This window comes from Mycolicibacterium sp. MU0053 (assembly GCF_963378095.1).
Classification (GTDB): Bacteria; Actinomycetota; Actinomycetes; order Mycobacteriales; family Mycobacteriaceae; genus Mycobacterium; species Mycobacterium burgundiense.
This window is the reverse complement of the sequence record NZ_OY726397.1, coordinates 2,976,344-2,992,728: the sequence shown is the minus strand read 5'-3', so window position 1 is coordinate 2,992,728 and position 16,385 is coordinate 2,976,344. Positions and strand designations below refer to the sequence as shown.

Below are 16,385 nucleotides of genomic sequence, written 5' to 3'. Positions count from 1 at the left end.
AGTGGCATCGACTGCCGACTTCAAGAACGGCCTCGTTCTCAAGATCGACGGCCAACTCTGGCAGATCATCGAATTCCAGCACGTCAAGCCCGGCAAGGGCCCGGCGTTCGTGCGGACCAAGCTCAAGAACGTGGTGTCCGGCAAGACCGTCGACAAGACCTACAACGCCGGGGTCAAGGTGGAGACCGCCACCGTCGACCGCCGCGATGCCACCTACCTGTACCGCGACGGCAGCGACTTCGTGTTCATGGACTCCGAGGACTTCGAGCAGCATCAGCTGCCGGACGCGATGGTCGGCGACGCCGCGAACTTCCTGTTGGAGAGCATGCCGGTGCAGATCGCCTTCCACGACGGCGCACCGCTGTACCTGGAGATGCCGGTGTCGGTCGAGCTCGAGGTCACCCACACCGAGCCGGGGCTGCAGGGCGATCGCTCCAGCGCGGGCACCAAGCCCGCCACCGTCGAGACCGGCGCCGAGATCCAGGTGCCGCTGTTCATCAACTCCGGTGACCGCCTGAAGGTGGACACCCGCGACGGAAGTTACCTGGGCCGCGTGAATGGCTGACGGCCGGCACCACAAGACCACCCGGGGGCGACACCACGCCCGCAAGCGTGCCGTCGACCTGCTGTTCGAGGCCGAGGCGCGCGGGCTGACCCCGACCGAATGTGCCGACGCGCGCACCGCGCTGGCCGCTCAGAAGCCCGAGATCGACCCGGTCGCGCCCTACACCGAGACGGTTGTCCGCGGGGTGACCGAACACAGCGCCCACATCGACGACCTGATCAGTTCGCACCTGCAGGGCTGGACGTTGATGCGGCTACCCGCCGTGGACCGCGCGATCCTGCGGGTCGCGGTCTGGGAGTTGCTGCACGCTGACGACGTGCCCGAACCGGTCGCCGTCGACGAGGCCGTGGAGTTGGCCAAGGAGTTGTCCACCGATGACTCACCGGGCTTCGTCAACGGGATCCTGGGCCAGGTGATGCTGGTGACCCCGCAGATCCGCGCGGCCGCCGAGGCGGTCCGCGCCGCCGGGAGCACCGACGAACAACCCTGAGTTGGACCTCGCATCCACCGGCCGGGTCTGGTTGGCTGGGGCGCAGCACCCTACGAAAGGTCGAGCAGCGATGGCTTTCAATCCCAAGGACGCAATCGATTCGGCCCGCGACATCGCGACGTATGCGGTCGAGATGTCCGGGGACATCGTCGACAACGCCGTCGAGGTCCTCAAGGGCAACGTCACCGAGGGCGTGAGCAACATCGTCGAGGACTCGCTCGACATCGCCGGCCACTCCTTCGAGAAGGTCAAGGAGATCGTCACCGGACGCGACTGACGGCATCGTGCCGATTTTCCATACCTAAAGGTATGGTAGCGTTTCGGCGCATGACATCGATCGATGCCGCGTTCGTGACCGCATTGGCCGACCGCGCGGTCGAGGCCGAGGAGTTGCGCCGGCTGCCCGCGGACACCGTCGCCGACTTTCGCGCCAGCGGCCTGGCAAATCTGCTGCTGCCGGCCCGCTACGGCGGCCGGCAGGCCGATTTTCCGGCGATCCTCGACCCGATCCGTATGATGGCGCACGGATGTCCTTCCAGCGCATGGACATTGGGCTTCTACATCCTGCACAACTGGATGCTGGCATTGTTCGAGGAGCGCGCTCAGGACGAGGTGTTCGCCGCCGGGCCGGTGCTGTGCCCGGCGCCGTTGGCGCCGACCGGGCGCGGCGTGCCCGTCGACGGCGGGGTGCGATTGACCGGGCGGTGGTCGTGGGCCACCGGCGTGATGGACGCGGACTGGATCATGGTCGGCGCGCTGTGCGGGGCCGACAGCGAGATCTACCCGGCGCTGGCGCTGCTGCCGATGTCCGACGTCGAGGTCCTCGACGTCTGGCACACCGCGGGCATGCGGGCCACCGGGTCCAACGACGTCGTCGTCACCGACGTCGTCGTCCCCGAGCACCGGTTGGCCAAGGTCATCGACATCTACGGCGGTACCGCACCCGGTGCGGCCCTGCACGACGCCGCCACCTACCGATGGCCGTTGGTGCCGGCGCTGGCGCTGGTGGCCGCGATGCCCGCCCTCGGTGCCGCCGAGTCGGTGGCCGATCTGTTCGCACGCCGACTGTCCGAGCGGGTGCTGGCGTATTCCGGTGTGGCACAAAAGGACCAGCCCGCCGCCCAGATCCGGCTCGGGGATGCCCGGGTGCGACTGGCGGCGCTGCGTGCCCTGCTGGACCACACCGTCGCCGGAATCCAGGACGCGATGGCGGGCGGGGCCGCGGTGCCGCGGGCACACCGGGCGTCGGCCCGCGCCGCGGCCGCGCACATCGTGCACGAATCCCGTTCAGTGATCGCCGACCTGCTGGCCGGCGCCGGGGCCAGCGCCCAGTTCCTGGCCAACCCCATGCAGCGCGCCAAGCGCGACGTCGACGTCATCTGCGGCCACGTCGTGTTCGACTACGACGTCAGCCGCGAACTCGCCGGCGCCTGTGAGGTCGGCGCGGAGATTTCGCCGATCGCGATGATCTGACCGTCGACCTATGCGTCCAGCGCCGCATAGGTGCGGCGCACGAAGCGGGGTTGCGCGGTGCGCAACGAGGCCAGCGAGGTGTTTCCGGCGATCGCCGCGGCGGTGTCGGGGGACAGGTCGGGGGCGTTCTGGATCAGATAGATGAGGATCAGATCCGCGCTCGGGTCGGCCTGCCACCACGTTCCGTAGGCGCCGGGCCAGGTGAACGAGCCCACTCCGCCCGGGCCGAACAGCGGGGCGGACTGCACCGGATCGGTCACCACCGACAGGTTCAGCCCGAATCCGCGCCCCACCCAGTACGGCATGCCCAGGAACGGAATCCGCTTCTGCGCCTCGGTGAGTCGATCCGTGCGCATCAACCGGACCGATTCCTCGGACAGCACCCGGGTGTCATCCAGCGTCCCGCCGGCCAGCAACATCCGGGCGAATCGCAGGTAGTCGTCGACCGTGGACCACAGCCCCGCACCGCCTTGGCAGAACGGCGGGGCCGCGATGGGAGCGGGACCCATCACGTTGTGCTGCAACGTATTCTGCGCGTCCAAACGGTACATCGTGGCCGCGCGGCGACGCGCCTCGGGCGTCAGGAAGAAGCCGGTGTCGGTCATGCCCAGCGGCTCGAAGATCCGCTCGGTCAAGATCTGGTGCAGCGGTTTGGCCTCGAGCCGGGACAGCACGATGCCCAGCACGTCGGTGGCATGGCTGTAGGTCAACTGCGCACCCGGCTGATGCACCAGGGGCAGTTCGGCCAGTTCGGCCAGCCAGCGGTCCTGGTCCTGCCGCATCGGCAGCCGCGCATATGCGCGCGCCAACGGCCCGGGGATGGAGAACTGATAGGCCAACCCGCTGCGGTGCGTCATCAGATCGTCGATCGTGATGGGCCGCTGCGCCGGCACGGTCTGCTCCAGCGCGCCGCGCGGATCGCCCAACACCCGCATCGCCTCGAATTCGGGCAGCCACCGGGTGACGGGATCGGTCAGCGCCAGGCGGCCCTCGTCGAGCAGCGACATGGCCGCGGCGACGGTGACCGGTTTGGTCATCGACGCGATGCGGAAGATGGTGTCGCGCTGCATCGGTAGGCCCGCCTCGATATCGCGGTGCCCGATCTCGTTGACCTGAAGGACCCGGCCGCGCTGCCACACCAGGGTGACCGCACCGGAGAGCAGGCCCGCATCACACGCCTCGCGAATGGAGGCGGCGTTACCGTCGAGGTTCATCGGAAGTCAGCGTACTGACCCGCGTTCGGCGACCACGTACCAGAACACCGCTTCGTCGTCCTCGAGGTCCTCGAGGCTGACCGTGCGCGATTCCAGGGTGGTGATCTCCCAGCCCGCGTCGCCGAGGGTGGCCCGCAGCGTCGCCTCGGAAACCTGGGGGCGCGGCCACTCCCGGTCTCGCGCGTTGGCGTCGGAGAAGGCCGACAGCAACAACCGCGCGCCGGGCCGGGTGGCGCGGTGCACCGCCGCGGCGTAACGCGCCTTGTCGGCGTCGTCGAGGCAGTGATACATGCCACTGTCGACGACGGTGTCGAAGGCCTCGGTGTACCCGGCCAACTCGGTGGCGTCCGACACCGCGAACCGCACGTCCACGTGCGCGTCGATGGCCCTACGCTCGGCGGTGATCAGCGCCGTCGGGGCGACGTCGAGTGCGGTCACCCGATGCCCCTGCTGTGCCAGGTAGATGGCGTTATCGCCGAGGCCGCAGCCGATGTCGAGCACGTCGCCGCGCACCAGGCCGGACTGCTGCCATTCGACGACGGTCTCCTTGGGTGCCTTGGTGTCCCAGGGGACCTTCGCAGTGTTGCGGTACAGCACTTCGAAGTCGTGGGGTTCGGGGTCGGTCACCCCACCAGGGTAGGCCGTCGGCGATGGGGTGCTCCCGCGCTTCGACTGCTAAGCTGCGCGGCAGTTCGACATCCTTTAACGACCCGTCCAGAGAGGCGGAGAAGGAGGTCAGGTTCATCCGTGGGCGCCAAAAACGCCACTGACGACACCGACCGGGAGCTGATGTCCGCAGCGGACGTCAGCCGCACCATCTCCCGTATCGCTCATCAGATCATTGAGAAGACCGCCCTCGACGGTGCCGATGCGCCCCGCGTGGTGCTGCTGGGCATCCCGACCCGGGGCGTGGCCCTGGCCCGCCGGCTGGCCCGCAACATCGCCGAATTCTCCGGGATCGACGTCCCGCACGGCGCCCTGGACATCACGCTGTACCGCGACGACCTCAACACCAAGCCGCCGCGTCCGCTCGAGGACACCACGATCCCGTCCGGCGGCATCGACGGCGCGCTGGTGATCCTCGTCGACGACGTGCTGTATTCCGGCCGCTCGGTGCGCTCGGCGCTGGACGCCCTGCGCGACATCGGCCGGCCCCGGATCGTGCAGTTGGCGGTGCTCGTCGACCGGGGCCACCGGGAGCTTCCGATCCGCGCCGACTATGTCGGCAAGAACGTGCCCACCTCGCGCAGCGAGAACGTGAAGGTCCGGCTCGACGAACATGACGGGCACGACGGCGTCATGATCGCCCCGTATGGAGGTCCCGCTCGGTGAAACATTTGCTGACCGCATCCGATCTGAGCCGCGAGGATGCCACCGCGATCCTCGACGACGCCGACCGGTTCCGGCAGGCGCTGCTCGGACGCGAGGTCAAGAAGCTGCCGACGCTGCGCGGACGCACGGTGATCACGATGTTCTACGAGAACTCCACCCGCACCCGGGTGTCCTTCGAGGTGGCCGGCAAGTGGATGAGCGCCGACGTCATCAACGTCAGCTCCTCGGGATCCTCGGTGGGCAAGGGGGAGTCGCTGCGCGATACCGCGCTGACGTTGCGCGCCGCCGGCGCCGACGCCCTGATCATCCGGCACCCGGCCTCCGGGGCCGCGCAGCAACTCGCCGACTGGACCGCTCCCACCGACGCGGGCGAGTCCGGCCCGGCCGTGATCAACGCCGGCGACGGCACCCATGAACATCCGACCCAGGCGCTGTTGGACGCCCTGACCATCCGGCAGCGGTTGGGCTCGGTCGCGGACAAGCGGGTGGTGCTCGTCGGCGACATCCTGCACAGCCGGGTGGCGCGCTCCAACGTGACGCTGCTGGCGACCCTGGGCGCCGAAGTGGTGGTGGTGGCGCCGCCGACGCTGCTGCCGGTCGGCGTGCATGACTGGCCCGTCACGGTGACCCACGACCTCGACGCGGAGCTGCCCGCCGCCGATGCGATCCTGATGTTGCGGGTCCAGGCCGAGCGCATGACCGGTGGCTTCTTCCCGTCGGCGCGCGAGTACTCGGTGCTCTACGGGCTCAACGACCGTCGCCAGGCCCTGCTGCCCGACCACGCGGTGGTCTTGCATCCGGGCCCGATGCTGCGCGGGATGGAGATCGCGTCCTCGGTCGCCGATTCGTCACAATCGGCAGTGCTGCAACAGGTTTCCAACGGTGTGCACGTCCGGATGGCGGTGTTGTTCCATCTGTTGGTCGGGACGGATCGGTCCTCGGAGGTCGCCGTGGAAGCGGGAGGCGTTTAACGTGAGCGTGCTGATTGTCGGGGTTCGGTGCTACGGCGAGGGCGAGGTCGTCGACGTGCTCGTCGACGACGGGCAGATCGTCGAGATCACCGAGTCGGGCGCCGCGGCCGGTGCCGACGGGGGCGCCGAGGGCCGGACCGTCATCGATGCGACCGGACAGATCCTGCTGCCCGGCTTCGTCGACCTGCACACCCATCTGCGCGAACCCGGCCGCGAGGACACCGAGACCATCGATTCCGGCTCGGCCGCGGCGGCCCTCGGCGGCTACACGGCCGTCTTCGCGATGGCCAACACCTCCCCGGTCGCCGACTCGCCGGTGGTCACCGACCACGTCTGGCACCGCGGTCAGCAGGTCGGCCTGGTCGACGTGCATCCGGTCGGCGCGGTCACGGTGGGACTCGAGGGCACCCAGCTGACCGAGATGGCCATGATGACCGCCGGCGCCGGTCAGGTCCGGATCTTCTCCGACGACGGCAAGTGCGTGCACGACCCGCTGGTGATGCGCCGCGCGCTGGAATACGCCACAGGGCTGGGCGTGCTGATCGCCCAGCACGCCGAGGAGCCCCGGCTCACCGTCGGCGCGGTCGCCCACGAGGGCCCCACCGCGGCCCGGCTCGGGTTGACCGGCTGGCCGCGGGCGGCCGAGGAGTCGATCGTGGCCCGCGACGCCATCCTGGCCCGCGATGCCGGTGCCCGCGTGCACATCTGCCACGCCTCCACCGAGGGCACCGTGGAGATCCTGAAATGGGCCAAGGCGCAAGGTATTTCGATTACCGCCGAGGTGACCCCGCATCATTTGATGCTCGATGACAGCAGGCTGGCCAGCTACGACGGCATCAACCGGGTCAACCCGCCGCTGCGCGAGGCCTCCGATGCGATCGCATTGCGGCGCGCCCTGGCCGACGGCGTGATCGACTGTGTGGCCACCGATCACGCGCCGCACGCCGAACACGAGAAGTGCTGCGAGTTCTCCCAGGCCCGGCCGGGCATGCTGGGTCTGCAGACCGCGCTGTCGGTGGTGGTCGAGACCATGGTGCACCCGGGACTGCTGGACTGGCGCGGCGTGGCCCGGGTGATGAGCGAGAACCCGGCCCGCATCGCCGGGCTGCCCGACCACGGCCGCCCGCTGGAGGTCGGCGAGCCGGCCAACCTGACCGTGGTGGATCCGGACCGCCGCTGGACCGTCGCCGGCGGCGCGCTGGCCAGCCGCTCCGCCAACACCCCGTTCGAGGCCATGACCCTGCCGGCCGCGGTGACCGCCACCCTGCTGCGCGGCAAGCTCACCGCCCGCGACGGGCAGGTCGGCCCATGAACACGCCGACCCTGATGGGCTCGCTGGTGTTCGCCGCGGTGTGCGCGCTGCTCATCGCGTTCCTCATCCACCTGGTGCTCCGGGGCTGGCGGCGCCGCGCCGAACGTCAGCTGGCGCTGATCGGCCAGCTGCCCGGGCTGCCCGACACCGTGGGCCCGGCGCTCATCGGCGGCATCAACGGCCTCTACGTGGGCAGCACCCTGGCGCCGAGCTGGCAGGACCGGATCGCCGTGGGAGACTGGGGTTATCGCAGCAAGGCGGTGCTGACCCGCTACCCCGAGGGCGTGATGCTGCAACGCAGCGGCGCCAACCCGATCTGGATTCCCGACGACGCGATCGTCGCGATCCGGACCGAGCGCGGGATCGCCGGCAAGGTCATGACGCATGACGGCATCCTGGCGATCCGCTGGCGGCTGCCCTCGGGAACCGAGATCGACACCGGTTTCCGGGCCGACGACCGGCGGGAATACCGCCGCTGGGTGTCCGACGGGACTGACGCATCATCTAACGGAACGGAGGTCCTGTGACCGACACACTGGCCCACACCAAAGCACTGCTGGTACTCGAGGACGGCCGGGTCTTCACCGGCACCGCCTTCGGTGCCGTGGGGCAGACCCTGGGCGAGGCGGTGTTCTCCACCGGGATGTCCGGCTATCAGGAGACGCTGACCGACCCGAGCTATCACCGCCAGATCGTGGTCGCCACGGCGCCGCAGATCGGCAACACCGGCTGGAACTCGGAGGACAGCGAGAGCCGCGGCGACCGCATCTGGGTGGCCGGCTACGCCGTGCGCGATCCGTCGCCGCGGGCGTCGAGCTGGCGGGCCGGCGGAACCCTGGACGACGAGTTGGTCCGCCAGGATGTCGTCGGCATCGCCGGGATCGACACCCGCGCCCTGGTCCGCCACCTGCGCACCCGCGGTTCGATGAAGGCCGGGATCTTTTCCGGCGCCGCGGCCGCCGCCCCGCTCGAGGAGTTGGTGCACCGGGTCAACGGTCAACTGTCGATGCTCGGCGCCGATCTGTCGCACGAGGTCAGCACCGACGCGCGTTACGTGGTGGAACCCGAGGGCACGCCCCGGTTCACGGTGGCCGCGCTGGACCTCGGCATCAAGACCAACACCCCGCGGATCTTCGCCGGGCGCGGCGTGCGCACCCAGGTGCTGCCGTCGTCGAGCACGTTCGAGGAGATCGCCGACCTCAACCCCAACGGTTTGTTCCTGTCCAACGGGCCGGGGGATCCCGCGGCCGCCGAGCACGTGGTGGAGGTGACCCGGCAGGCGCTGGCGGCCGGGATCCCGGTGTTCGGCATCTGCTTCGGCAACCAGATCCTGGGTCGCGCGTTGGGCCGCTCGACCTACAAGATGGTGTTCGGTCACCGGGGGATCAACGTCCCGGTCATCGACCATCTCACCGGCCGGGTCGCGATCACCGCGCAGAACCACGGCTTCGCGCTCGAGGGTGAGGCCGGCGAGGAGTTCGACACTCCTTTCGGTCCCGCGGTCGTCAGCCACACCTGCGCCAACGACGGTGTGGTGGAGGGCATCCGGCTGGCCAGCGGCCGGGCCTTCTCGGTGCAGTACCACCCCGAGGCCGCCGCGGGCCCGCACGACGCGGAGAACCTGTTCGACCAGTTCATCGACCTGATGGCGGGGGAAACAGACACGTGAGCGTGCATGTCCCCGGCCGACACACCGACTATTTGCCTGATTTTGCGCACGCTCGCGCTGGAATGGAAGAGACCCGCTAATGCCGCGTCGCACTGACCTCAACCACGTCCTGGTGATCGGCTCCGGTCCGATCGTGATCGGCCAGGCCTGCGAGTTCGACTATTCGGGCACCCAGGCCTGCCGCGTGTTGCGCAGCGAGGGGTTGCAGGTCAGCCTCGTCAACTCCAATCCGGCGACGATCATGACCGACCCGGAGTACGCCGACCACACCTACGTCGAACCGATCACGGCGGCCTTCGTGGAGAAGGTCATCGCCCAGCAGGCCGAGCGGGGCAACAAGATCGACGCGCTGCTCGCGACGCTCGGCGGCCAGACCGCGCTGAACACCGCGGTGGCGCTCCATGAGAACGGTGTGCTCCAAAAGTACGACGTCGAATTGATCGGCGCCGACTTCGAGGCCATTCAGCGCGGCGAGGACCGGCAGAAGTTCAAGGACATCGTGGCCAAGGTCGGCGGTGAGTCGGCGAAGTCCCGGGTCTGCTACACCATGGCCGAGGTGCGGGACGCGGTGGCCGATCTGGGCCTGCCCGTGGTCGTGCGTCCCAGCTTCACGATGGGCGGACTCGGTTCGGGCATGGCGGCCAGCCTCGAGGATGTCGAGCGGATGGCCGGCGACGGCCTGGCCGCCTCGCCGAGCGCCAACGTGCTCATCGAGGAATCCATCTACGGCTGGAAGGAATACGAACTCGAACTGATGCGCGACGGCCGCGACAACGTCGTGGTGGTGTGCTCGATCGAGAACCTGGACCCGATGGGCGTGCACACCGGCGACTCGGTCACCGTCGCACCCGCGATGACGCTGACCGACCGCGAGTACCAGAAGATGCGCGACCTCGCCATCGCGATCCTGCGCGAGGTCGGCGTCGACACCGGCGGCTGCAACATCCAGTTCGCGGTCGATCCGGCCGACGGCCGGCTGATCGTCATCGAGATGAATCCCCGCGTGTCGCGGTCCTCCGCGCTGGCGTCGAAGGCCACCGGCTTCCCGATCGCCAAGATCGCGGCCAAGCTGGCGATCGGCTACAACCTCGACGAGATCGTCAACGACATCACCAAGGAAACCCCGGCCTGCTTCGAACCGACGCTGGACTACGTCGTGGTCAAGGCGCCGCGGTTCGCGTTCGAGAAGTTCCCGGGCGCCGACGCGACGCTGACCACCACGATGAAGTCGGTGGGCGAGGCGATGTCGTTGGGCCGCAACTTCATCGAGGCCCTCGGCAAGGTGATGCGCTCGCTGGAAACCAAGCGCGCCGGGTTCTGGACGGGGCCGGATCCCGACGTGACCGTCGAGGAACTGCTGACCGGGCTGCGCACGCCCACCGACGGCCGGCTCTACGACATCGAGTTGGCGCTGCGCAAGGGCGCGACGGTCGAACAGGTCGCGCAGGCCTCCGGGGTGGACCCGTGGTTCGTCGATCAGATCGCGGGGCTCGTCGAGCTGCGGGAGCAGCTGCTGGCGGCGCCGGTGCTGGACGCCGACCTGCTGCGACTCGCCAAACACCAGGGCCTGTCGGACCATCAGATCGCCTCGCTGCGCCCCGAACTGGCCGGTGAGGTCGGGGTCCGGGTGCTGCGCCAGCGGTTGGGCGTGCATCCGATCTTCAAGACCGTGGACACCTGCGCCGCGGAGTTCGAGGCCAAGACGCCCTATCACTACAGCAGTTACGAGCTGGATCCCGCGGCCGAGAACGAGGTGGCCCCGCAGACCGAGAAGCCCAAGGTCCTGATCCTGGGATCGGGTCCGAACCGGATCGGGCAGGGCATCGAATTCGATTACAGCTGTGTGCACGCGGCCACCACGCTGAGCCAGGCCGGCTTCGAGACCGTCATGGTGAACTGCAACCCCGAGACGGTGTCCACCGACTACGACACCGCCGACCGGCTCTACTTCGAGCCGCTGACCTTCGAGGACGTCCTGGAGGTCTACCACGCCGAGCAGGAATCGGGCGCCGGCGGCCCCGGCGTGGTCGGGGTGATCGTGCAGCTCGGCGGGCAAACCCCGCTGGGGCTCGCGGAGCGGCTCGAACAGGCCGGCGTTCCGATCGTCGGGACCAAACCCGAGGCGATCGACCTGGCCGAGGACCGCGGCAGATTCGGCGACGTGCTGGCCGCGGCCGGGCTGCCCGCGCCGCAGTTCGGCATGGCCACCACGTTCGAGCAGGCCCGCACCATCGCCGCCGACATCGGCTATCCGGTGCTGGTCCGGCCGTCCTACGTGCTCGGCGGCCGCGGCATGGAGATCGTGTACGACGAGGAGACCCTGGAGGGCTACATCACGCGGGCCACGGAACTCTCGCCCGAGCATCCGGTGCTGGTCGACCGGTTCCTGGAGGACGCCATCGAGATCGACGTCGACGCGCTGTGCGACGGCACCGACGTCTACATCGGCGGCGTGATGGAGCACATCGAGGAGGCCGGCATCCACTCCGGCGACTCGGCCTGCGCGCTGCCCCCGGTCACGCTGGGTCGCACCGATATCGCCGCGGTGCGGCAAGCCACCGAGGCCATCGCCAAGGGCATCGGGGTGGTGGGGCTGCTCAACGTGCAGTACGCACTCAAGGAGGACGTGCTCTACGTGCTGGAGGCCAACCCGCGGGCCAGCCGGACGGTGCCGTTCGTCTCCAAGGCGACCGCGGTGCCGCTGGCCAAGGCGTGCGCCCGGGTGATGCTGGGTGCCACCATCGCCGAACTGCGCGCCGAGGGCATGCTGGCCGCCGACGGGGACGGCGCCAGCCCGGCGCCGAACGCCCCGATCGCGGTCAAGGAGGCCGTGCTCCCGTTCCACCGCTTCCGGCAGGCCGACGGCTCCGGGGTCGACTCGCTGCTGGGCCCGGAGATGAAGTCCACCGGCGAGGTGATGGGGATCGACTCCGATTTCGGGAAGGCCTTCGCCAAGAGCCAGACCGCGGCCTACGGCTCGCTGCCGGTGCAGGGCACGATCTTCGTCTCGGTGGCCAACCGCGACAAGCGCTCGCTGGTGTTCCCGGTGAAGCGGTTGGCGGACCTCGGTTTTCGGGTGCTGGCCACCGAGGGCACCGCAGAAATGCTGCGCCGCAACGGGATTCCATGTGACGAGGTGCGCAAGATCTTCGAGGATCCCAACCCCGACCGGCCGGCCCGCTCGGCGGTCGACGCGATCCGGGCCGGCGAGGTGGACCTGGTGATCAACACGCCCTACGGCAACTCCGGACCCCGTGTCGACGGTTACGAGATCCGGTCGGCCGCAGTGCAGATGAACATCCCGTGCGTGACCACCGTGCAGGGCGCCTCGGCTGCGGTGCAGGGCATCGAGGCGGTTATCCGCGGTGACATCGGCGTGCGTTCCCTGCAGGAACTGCACGCCGCCCTGGACCACTGAGCATGGCGGGTTTCGGGGCCCGGCTGACCCAGGCGGTCGCCGCCCGCGGCCCGCTGTGCCTGGGCATCGACCCCCATCCGGAGCTGCTGGCGGCCTGGGGGCTGCCGTCGAACCCCGACGGGCTGGCGGCCTTCAGCGCCATCTGCGTCGAGGCCTACGCCGGCTTCGCCGTGGTCAAACCGCAAGTGGCGTTCTTCGAGTCCTACGGCGCGGCCGGCTACGCCGTGCTCGAGCGCACCATCGCCGATCTGCGCGCGGCCGGGGTGCTGGTGCTGGCCGACGCCAAACGCGGCGACATCGGCACCACGATGGCCGCCTACGCCGCGGCCTGGCTGGCCGACGGCCCGCTGGCCAGCGACGCGGTGACGGCCTCGCCGTATCTGGGCTTCGGCTCGCTGCAGCCGCTGCTGGACACCGCCGAGGGCCACGACCGCGGCGTGTTCGTTCTGGCCGCCACGTCGAACCCTGAGGGTGCCAGCGTGCAGGCTGTGCGGCGCCCTGACGGCCGAACCCTGGCCCAGGGCATGGTCGACGCCGCGGCCGAGGTCAACGCGCGAGCGCCGGGCCTGGTGGGTGTGGTGGTGGGGGCCACCCTGACCGAGGTGCCCGACGTCAGTGCGCTGGCCGGCCCGGTGCTGGTCCCGGGTGTCGGCGCGCAGGGTGGCCGCCCCGCCGATCTGGCCGGGCTCGGTGGCGCGCGGTCCGGACAATTGCTGCCCGCGGTGTCGCGGGAGGTGCTGCGCGCCGGGCCGGACGTGGCCGCGATCCGCGCGGCCGCCGAGCGGCTGCGCGATGCCGTCGCCCATCTGGCCTGAACTCGGGGCGCACGCGGACTGCCAGCGACGACGCCCGTCGGCTCGACACGCCCGTGACACGCGGGTGAACTTTTTTCCGACCTGGAATGCGCCGGTGCTGGGTGGCCGCACCGCCGCGGTGCCGAGCCCGCCGGGCCGTCGGCCGGGCCGCGAGATTCGCTGAAAAATGGGATCTGACCTGCAGATACGGCATGGCTCGGGCGCCCCGGCGGCGGTCGGGCGGCCCGGGCCGACGGACGCGTGCGCGTGCCCGCGGCGGTCCCGGATGTAACGCCACGAATCACCGCGGAGGTCTCATTACGCTGCGGCTTTGACGCCAAAACGGGGGGGTGGGGTTAGATTTCGTCACGGAGCCTGGGTACGGTCGTCGTCGCTGGCCTGGAGTACCCGGCCGAATCAGTTAGATGACTTAGTTTGACCAATGAGACGGAGGAATCGTGGCCCTTCCCCAGTTGACCGACGAACAGCGCGCGGCAGCGTTGGAGAAGGCTGCCGCCGCACGTCGAATCCGAGCTGAGCTCAAGGATCGGCTCAAGCGCGGCGGCACCAACCTCAGGCAGGTCCTCAAGGACGCGGAGTCCGACGAGGTCCTCGGCAAGATGAAGGTTTCCGCCCTGCTCGAAGCCCTGCCCAAGGTGGGCAAGGTCAAGGCGCAGGAAATCATGACCGAGCTGGAGATCGCGCCGACCCGCCGGCTGCGCGGCCTCGGCGACCGGCAGCGCAAGGCGCTGCTGGAAAAGTTTGACCCCGCCTAACGGCGGTCGTGGGCGCTAGCGGGGGACCGGACGGCCGCGTGGTCGTGCTGTCCGGCCCCTCCGCAGTCGGCAAGTCGACGGTGGTCCGCTGCCTGCAGGACCGGATCCCGGGCCTGTACTTCAGCGTCTCGGCGACCACCCGGGACGCGCGCCCCGGCGAGGTCGACGGGGTGGACTACCACTTCGTCACACCCGCCGCGTTCCAGGACTTGGTCGACCGCGGTGAGCTGCTCGAATGGGCCGAGATCCACGGCGGATTGCACCGCTCCGGCACCCCGGCGGAACCGATTCGGGCCGCCGTGCAGGCCGGCCGGCCGGTCCTGATCGAGGTCGACCTGGCCGGTGCCCGCGCCGTCAAGGCCAAGCTTCCGACGGCCACGACGGTGTTCCTGGCCCCGCCGAGCTGGGCGGTCCTGGAGGCCAGACTGGTGGGCCGGGGCACCGAATCGGCCGAGGTGCGGCAGCGGCGATTGGACACCGCGCGCACCGAAATCGCCGCTCAGCACGACTTCGATGTGGTGGTGGTGAACAGCGAATTGGAAACTGCCTGCTCTGAATTGGTATCCTTGCTGGTGGCACCCGCGCCGGACGGTTACGACAACGGCCAGTCGAGCTCCGCTTGACCCCGCGAGACACATTTCGAGAACAAATTTTTGCCAAGAATTTGCTTTCAGCAACGCCAGGAGATTTCTTCAGTGACCAAGACCAACGCCGACACTCTGACCGCCAGCCATACGGTCGACCGCGCGGGAATCGGCGCCTACGACACGCCGCTGGGCATCACCAACCCGCCCATCGATGAGTTGCTGGAGCGCGTGTCGAGCAAGTACGCGCTGGTGATCTACGCCGCCAAGCGCGCCCGGCAGATCAACGACTACTACAACCAGCTCGGCGACGGCATCCTCGAGTACGTTGGCCCGCTGGTCGAGCCCGGCCTGCAGGAGAAGCCGCTGTCGATCGCGATGCGCGAGATCCACGGCGACCTGCTCGAGCACACCGAAGGCGAGTAGCGAGCCGGAAGCGCGGCGATGGGCTTCCCCGAGGGAGAGCGACCCTGATGGCTGCCAAACAGATCGTCGTCGGGGTATCCGGCGGCATTGCGGCTTATAAGGCCTGTTCGGTGGTCCGGCAACTGTCCGAGGCCGGCCACCAGGTGCGGGTAGTTCCGACCGAATCCGCGTTGCAGTTCGTCGGCGCCGCGACCTTCGAGGCGCTGTCGGGCCAGCCGGTCCACACCGGCGTCTTCGAGAACGTGCCCGAGGTCCCGCACGTGCGGATCGGCCAGCACGCCGACCTGATCGTGGTCGCGCCGGCCACCGCCGACCTGCTCGCGCGCGCCGTCGCCGGGCGGGCCGATGACCTGCTGACCGCGACGCTGCTGACCGTGCGCTGTCCGGTCTTGTTCGCGCCGGCGATGCACACCGAGATGTGGCAGCACCCGGCCACCGTCGAGAATGTCGCGGTGCTGCGCCGGCGCGGCGCCGTGGTGCTGGAGCCGGCCTCCGGGCGTCTCACGGGCACCGACACCGGCCCCGGTCGGCTGCCCGAACCCGAGGAGATCACCGCCTTCGCGGAGCTGTTGCTCGCGCGCGGCGACGCGCTGCCCCACGATCTGGCCGGTACTCGCATCCTGGTGACCGCGGGCGGCACCCGGGAGCCCATCGACCCGGTCCGATTCATCGGGAACCGGTCCTCCGGCAAGCAGGGGTACGCGGTGGCGCGGGTGGCCGCGCAGCGCGGCGCCGAGGTCACCCTGATCGCCGGCAACACCGCCGGCCTGGCCGATCCCGCCGGCGTGGACGTGGTCCACATCGGCTCGGCCGCCCAACTGCGCGACGCGGTCTCCAAACACTCGCCCGACGCCAACGTGCTGGTGATGGCGGCCGCGGTCGCCGATTTCCGGCCCGCCACGGTGTCGACCGCCAAGATCAAGAAGGGCGCCTCGGAGCCCAGCTCGATCGATCTGATCCGCAACGACGACGTGCTGGCCGCGGCCGTGCGGGCCCGCGCCGACGGCCAACTGCCGAACATGCGCGCGATCGTCGGGTTTGCTGCCGAAACCGGCGACGACGACGGCGACGTGTTGTTCCACGCCCGCGCGAAACTGCAGCGCAAGGGCTGCGACCTGTTGGTGGTCAACGCGGTCGGCGATGGTCGCGCGTTCGAGGTGGACAGCAATGACGGCTGGTTGCTGGCCGCCGACGGCACCGAGTTGGCGTTGGAGCATGGGTCGAAGACGTTGATGGCGAGTCGTATCGTGGACTCGATCGCGGCGTTGGTCGGGGACCGGTAGCGCCACCCGGGACGACGTTGTCGATCCCGCTCAGCGTGCACGGAAGTGTTGCGTCGCGGGCGCGATAAGGTTCGATGA

17 protein-coding genes are annotated in these 16,385 nt (G+C 69.5%); 15 read left to right on the top strand and 2 right to left on the bottom strand.

Annotated elements, in window-relative coordinates; all coding sequences use genetic code 11:
- The first annotated feature begins 1 nt into the window (after nucleotide 1).
- The 4 genes from efp (at nucleotide 2) to RCP80_RS13855 (ending at nucleotide 2,528) form a co-directional block, all read left to right on the top strand.
- Nucleotides 2–565: an elongation factor P gene (efp, locus tag RCP80_RS13870; RefSeq protein ID WP_308478222.1), complete on the top strand. Its 564-nt coding sequence runs from the start codon at nucleotides 2–4 to the stop codon at nucleotides 563–565.
- On the top strand, nucleotides 558–1,055 hold the full coding sequence (gene nusB, locus RCP80_RS13865; protein WP_308478221.1) for a transcription antitermination factor NusB: 498 nt from the start codon (nucleotides 558–560) through the stop codon (nucleotides 1,053–1,055). The genes efp and nusB overlap by 8 nt, the downstream gene beginning before the upstream one ends.
- Before the next feature lie 70 nt (nucleotides 1,056–1,125).
- A complete protein-coding gene (locus tag RCP80_RS13860) occupies nucleotides 1,126–1,332 on the top strand; it encodes an Rv1893 family protein (protein ID WP_308478219.1) in 207 nt (68 codons plus the stop codon).
- 50 nt (nucleotides 1,333–1,382) lie between these two features.
- Nucleotides 1,383–2,528: an acyl-CoA dehydrogenase family protein gene (locus RCP80_RS13855; protein WP_308478218.1), complete on the top strand. Its 1,146-nt coding sequence runs from the start codon at nucleotides 1,383–1,385 to the stop codon at nucleotides 2,526–2,528.
- Nucleotides 2,529–2,536: 8 nt separating this feature from the next.
- Here RCP80_RS13855 and RCP80_RS13850 read toward each other — a convergent pair whose 3' ends face one another.
- Nucleotides 2,537–3,742, bottom strand: a complete 1,206-nt coding sequence (locus RCP80_RS13850; RefSeq protein ID WP_308478217.1) for a serine hydrolase domain-containing protein — start codon at nucleotides 3,740–3,742, stop codon at nucleotides 2,537–2,539.
- A gap of 6 nt (nucleotides 3,743–3,748) precedes the next feature.
- A complete protein-coding gene (locus tag RCP80_RS13845; protein WP_308478216.1) occupies nucleotides 3,749–4,369 on the bottom strand; it encodes a class I SAM-dependent methyltransferase in 621 nt (206 codons plus the stop codon).
- Nucleotides 4,370–4,489: 120 nt separating this feature from the next.
- Here RCP80_RS13845 and pyrR point away from each other — a divergent pair, with 120 nt between their 5' ends.
- From pyrR to coaBC, 11 genes are all read left to right on the top strand, one after another.
- Nucleotides 4,490–5,074 (top strand): bifunctional pyr operon transcriptional regulator/uracil phosphoribosyltransferase PyrR, encoded by a 585-nt coding sequence (gene pyrR / locus RCP80_RS13840; RefSeq protein ID WP_308478215.1) that lies wholly within the window; start codon nucleotides 4,490–4,492, stop codon nucleotides 5,072–5,074.
- Entirely contained in the window at nucleotides 5,071–6,045 is a 975-nt protein-coding gene (locus RCP80_RS13835; protein WP_308478214.1) for an aspartate carbamoyltransferase catalytic subunit, read from the top strand. Before pyrR ends, RCP80_RS13835 begins: the two co-directional genes overlap by 4 nt.
- Nucleotide 6,046: 1 nt before the next feature.
- Entirely contained in the window at nucleotides 6,047–7,357 is a 1,311-nt protein-coding gene (locus tag RCP80_RS13830) for a dihydroorotase (protein ID WP_308478213.1), read from the top strand.
- Entirely contained in the window at nucleotides 7,354–7,884 is a 531-nt protein-coding gene (locus RCP80_RS13825) for a PH-like domain-containing protein (protein WP_308478211.1), read from the top strand. The genes RCP80_RS13830 and RCP80_RS13825 overlap by 4 nt, the downstream gene beginning before the upstream one ends.
- Nucleotides 7,885–7,892: 8 nt before the next feature.
- Nucleotides 7,893–9,026 (top strand): glutamine-hydrolyzing carbamoyl-phosphate synthase small subunit, encoded by a 1,134-nt coding sequence (gene carA / locus RCP80_RS13820; RefSeq protein WP_308482841.1) that lies wholly within the window; start codon nucleotides 7,893–7,895, stop codon nucleotides 9,024–9,026.
- A gap of 79 nt (nucleotides 9,027–9,105) precedes the next feature.
- Nucleotides 9,106–12,444, top strand: a complete 3,339-nt coding sequence (gene carB, locus RCP80_RS13815; RefSeq protein WP_308478210.1) for a carbamoyl-phosphate synthase large subunit — start codon at nucleotides 9,106–9,108, stop codon at nucleotides 12,442–12,444.
- A 2-nt stretch (nucleotides 12,445–12,446) separates the two neighbouring features.
- The gene (gene pyrF, locus RCP80_RS13810; RefSeq protein WP_308478209.1) at nucleotides 12,447–13,259 is read left to right on the top strand and encodes an orotidine-5'-phosphate decarboxylase; all 813 of its coding nucleotides are present in this window, start codon (nucleotides 12,447–12,449) and stop codon (nucleotides 13,257–13,259) included.
- Nucleotides 13,260–13,696: 437 nt separating this feature from the next.
- The gene (gene mihF / locus RCP80_RS13805; RefSeq protein ID WP_308478208.1) at nucleotides 13,697–14,014 is read left to right on the top strand and encodes an integration host factor, actinobacterial type; all 318 of its coding nucleotides are present in this window, start codon (nucleotides 13,697–13,699) and stop codon (nucleotides 14,012–14,014) included.
- An 8-nt stretch (nucleotides 14,015–14,022) separates the two neighbouring features.
- The gene (gene gmk, locus RCP80_RS13800) at nucleotides 14,023–14,637 is read left to right on the top strand and encodes a guanylate kinase (RefSeq protein ID WP_308478207.1); all 615 of its coding nucleotides are present in this window, start codon (nucleotides 14,023–14,025) and stop codon (nucleotides 14,635–14,637) included.
- A gap of 72 nt (nucleotides 14,638–14,709) precedes the next feature.
- The gene (gene rpoZ, locus RCP80_RS13795) at nucleotides 14,710–15,024 is read left to right on the top strand and encodes a DNA-directed RNA polymerase subunit omega (protein ID WP_308478206.1); all 315 of its coding nucleotides are present in this window, start codon (nucleotides 14,710–14,712) and stop codon (nucleotides 15,022–15,024) included.
- Between the two features lie 47 nt (nucleotides 15,025–15,071).
- On the top strand, nucleotides 15,072–16,307 hold the full coding sequence (coaBC, locus tag RCP80_RS13790) for a bifunctional phosphopantothenoylcysteine decarboxylase/phosphopantothenate--cysteine ligase CoaBC (protein WP_308478205.1): 1,236 nt from the start codon (nucleotides 15,072–15,074) through the stop codon (nucleotides 16,305–16,307).
- The last annotated feature ends 78 nt before the right edge of the window (nucleotides 16,308–16,385 follow it).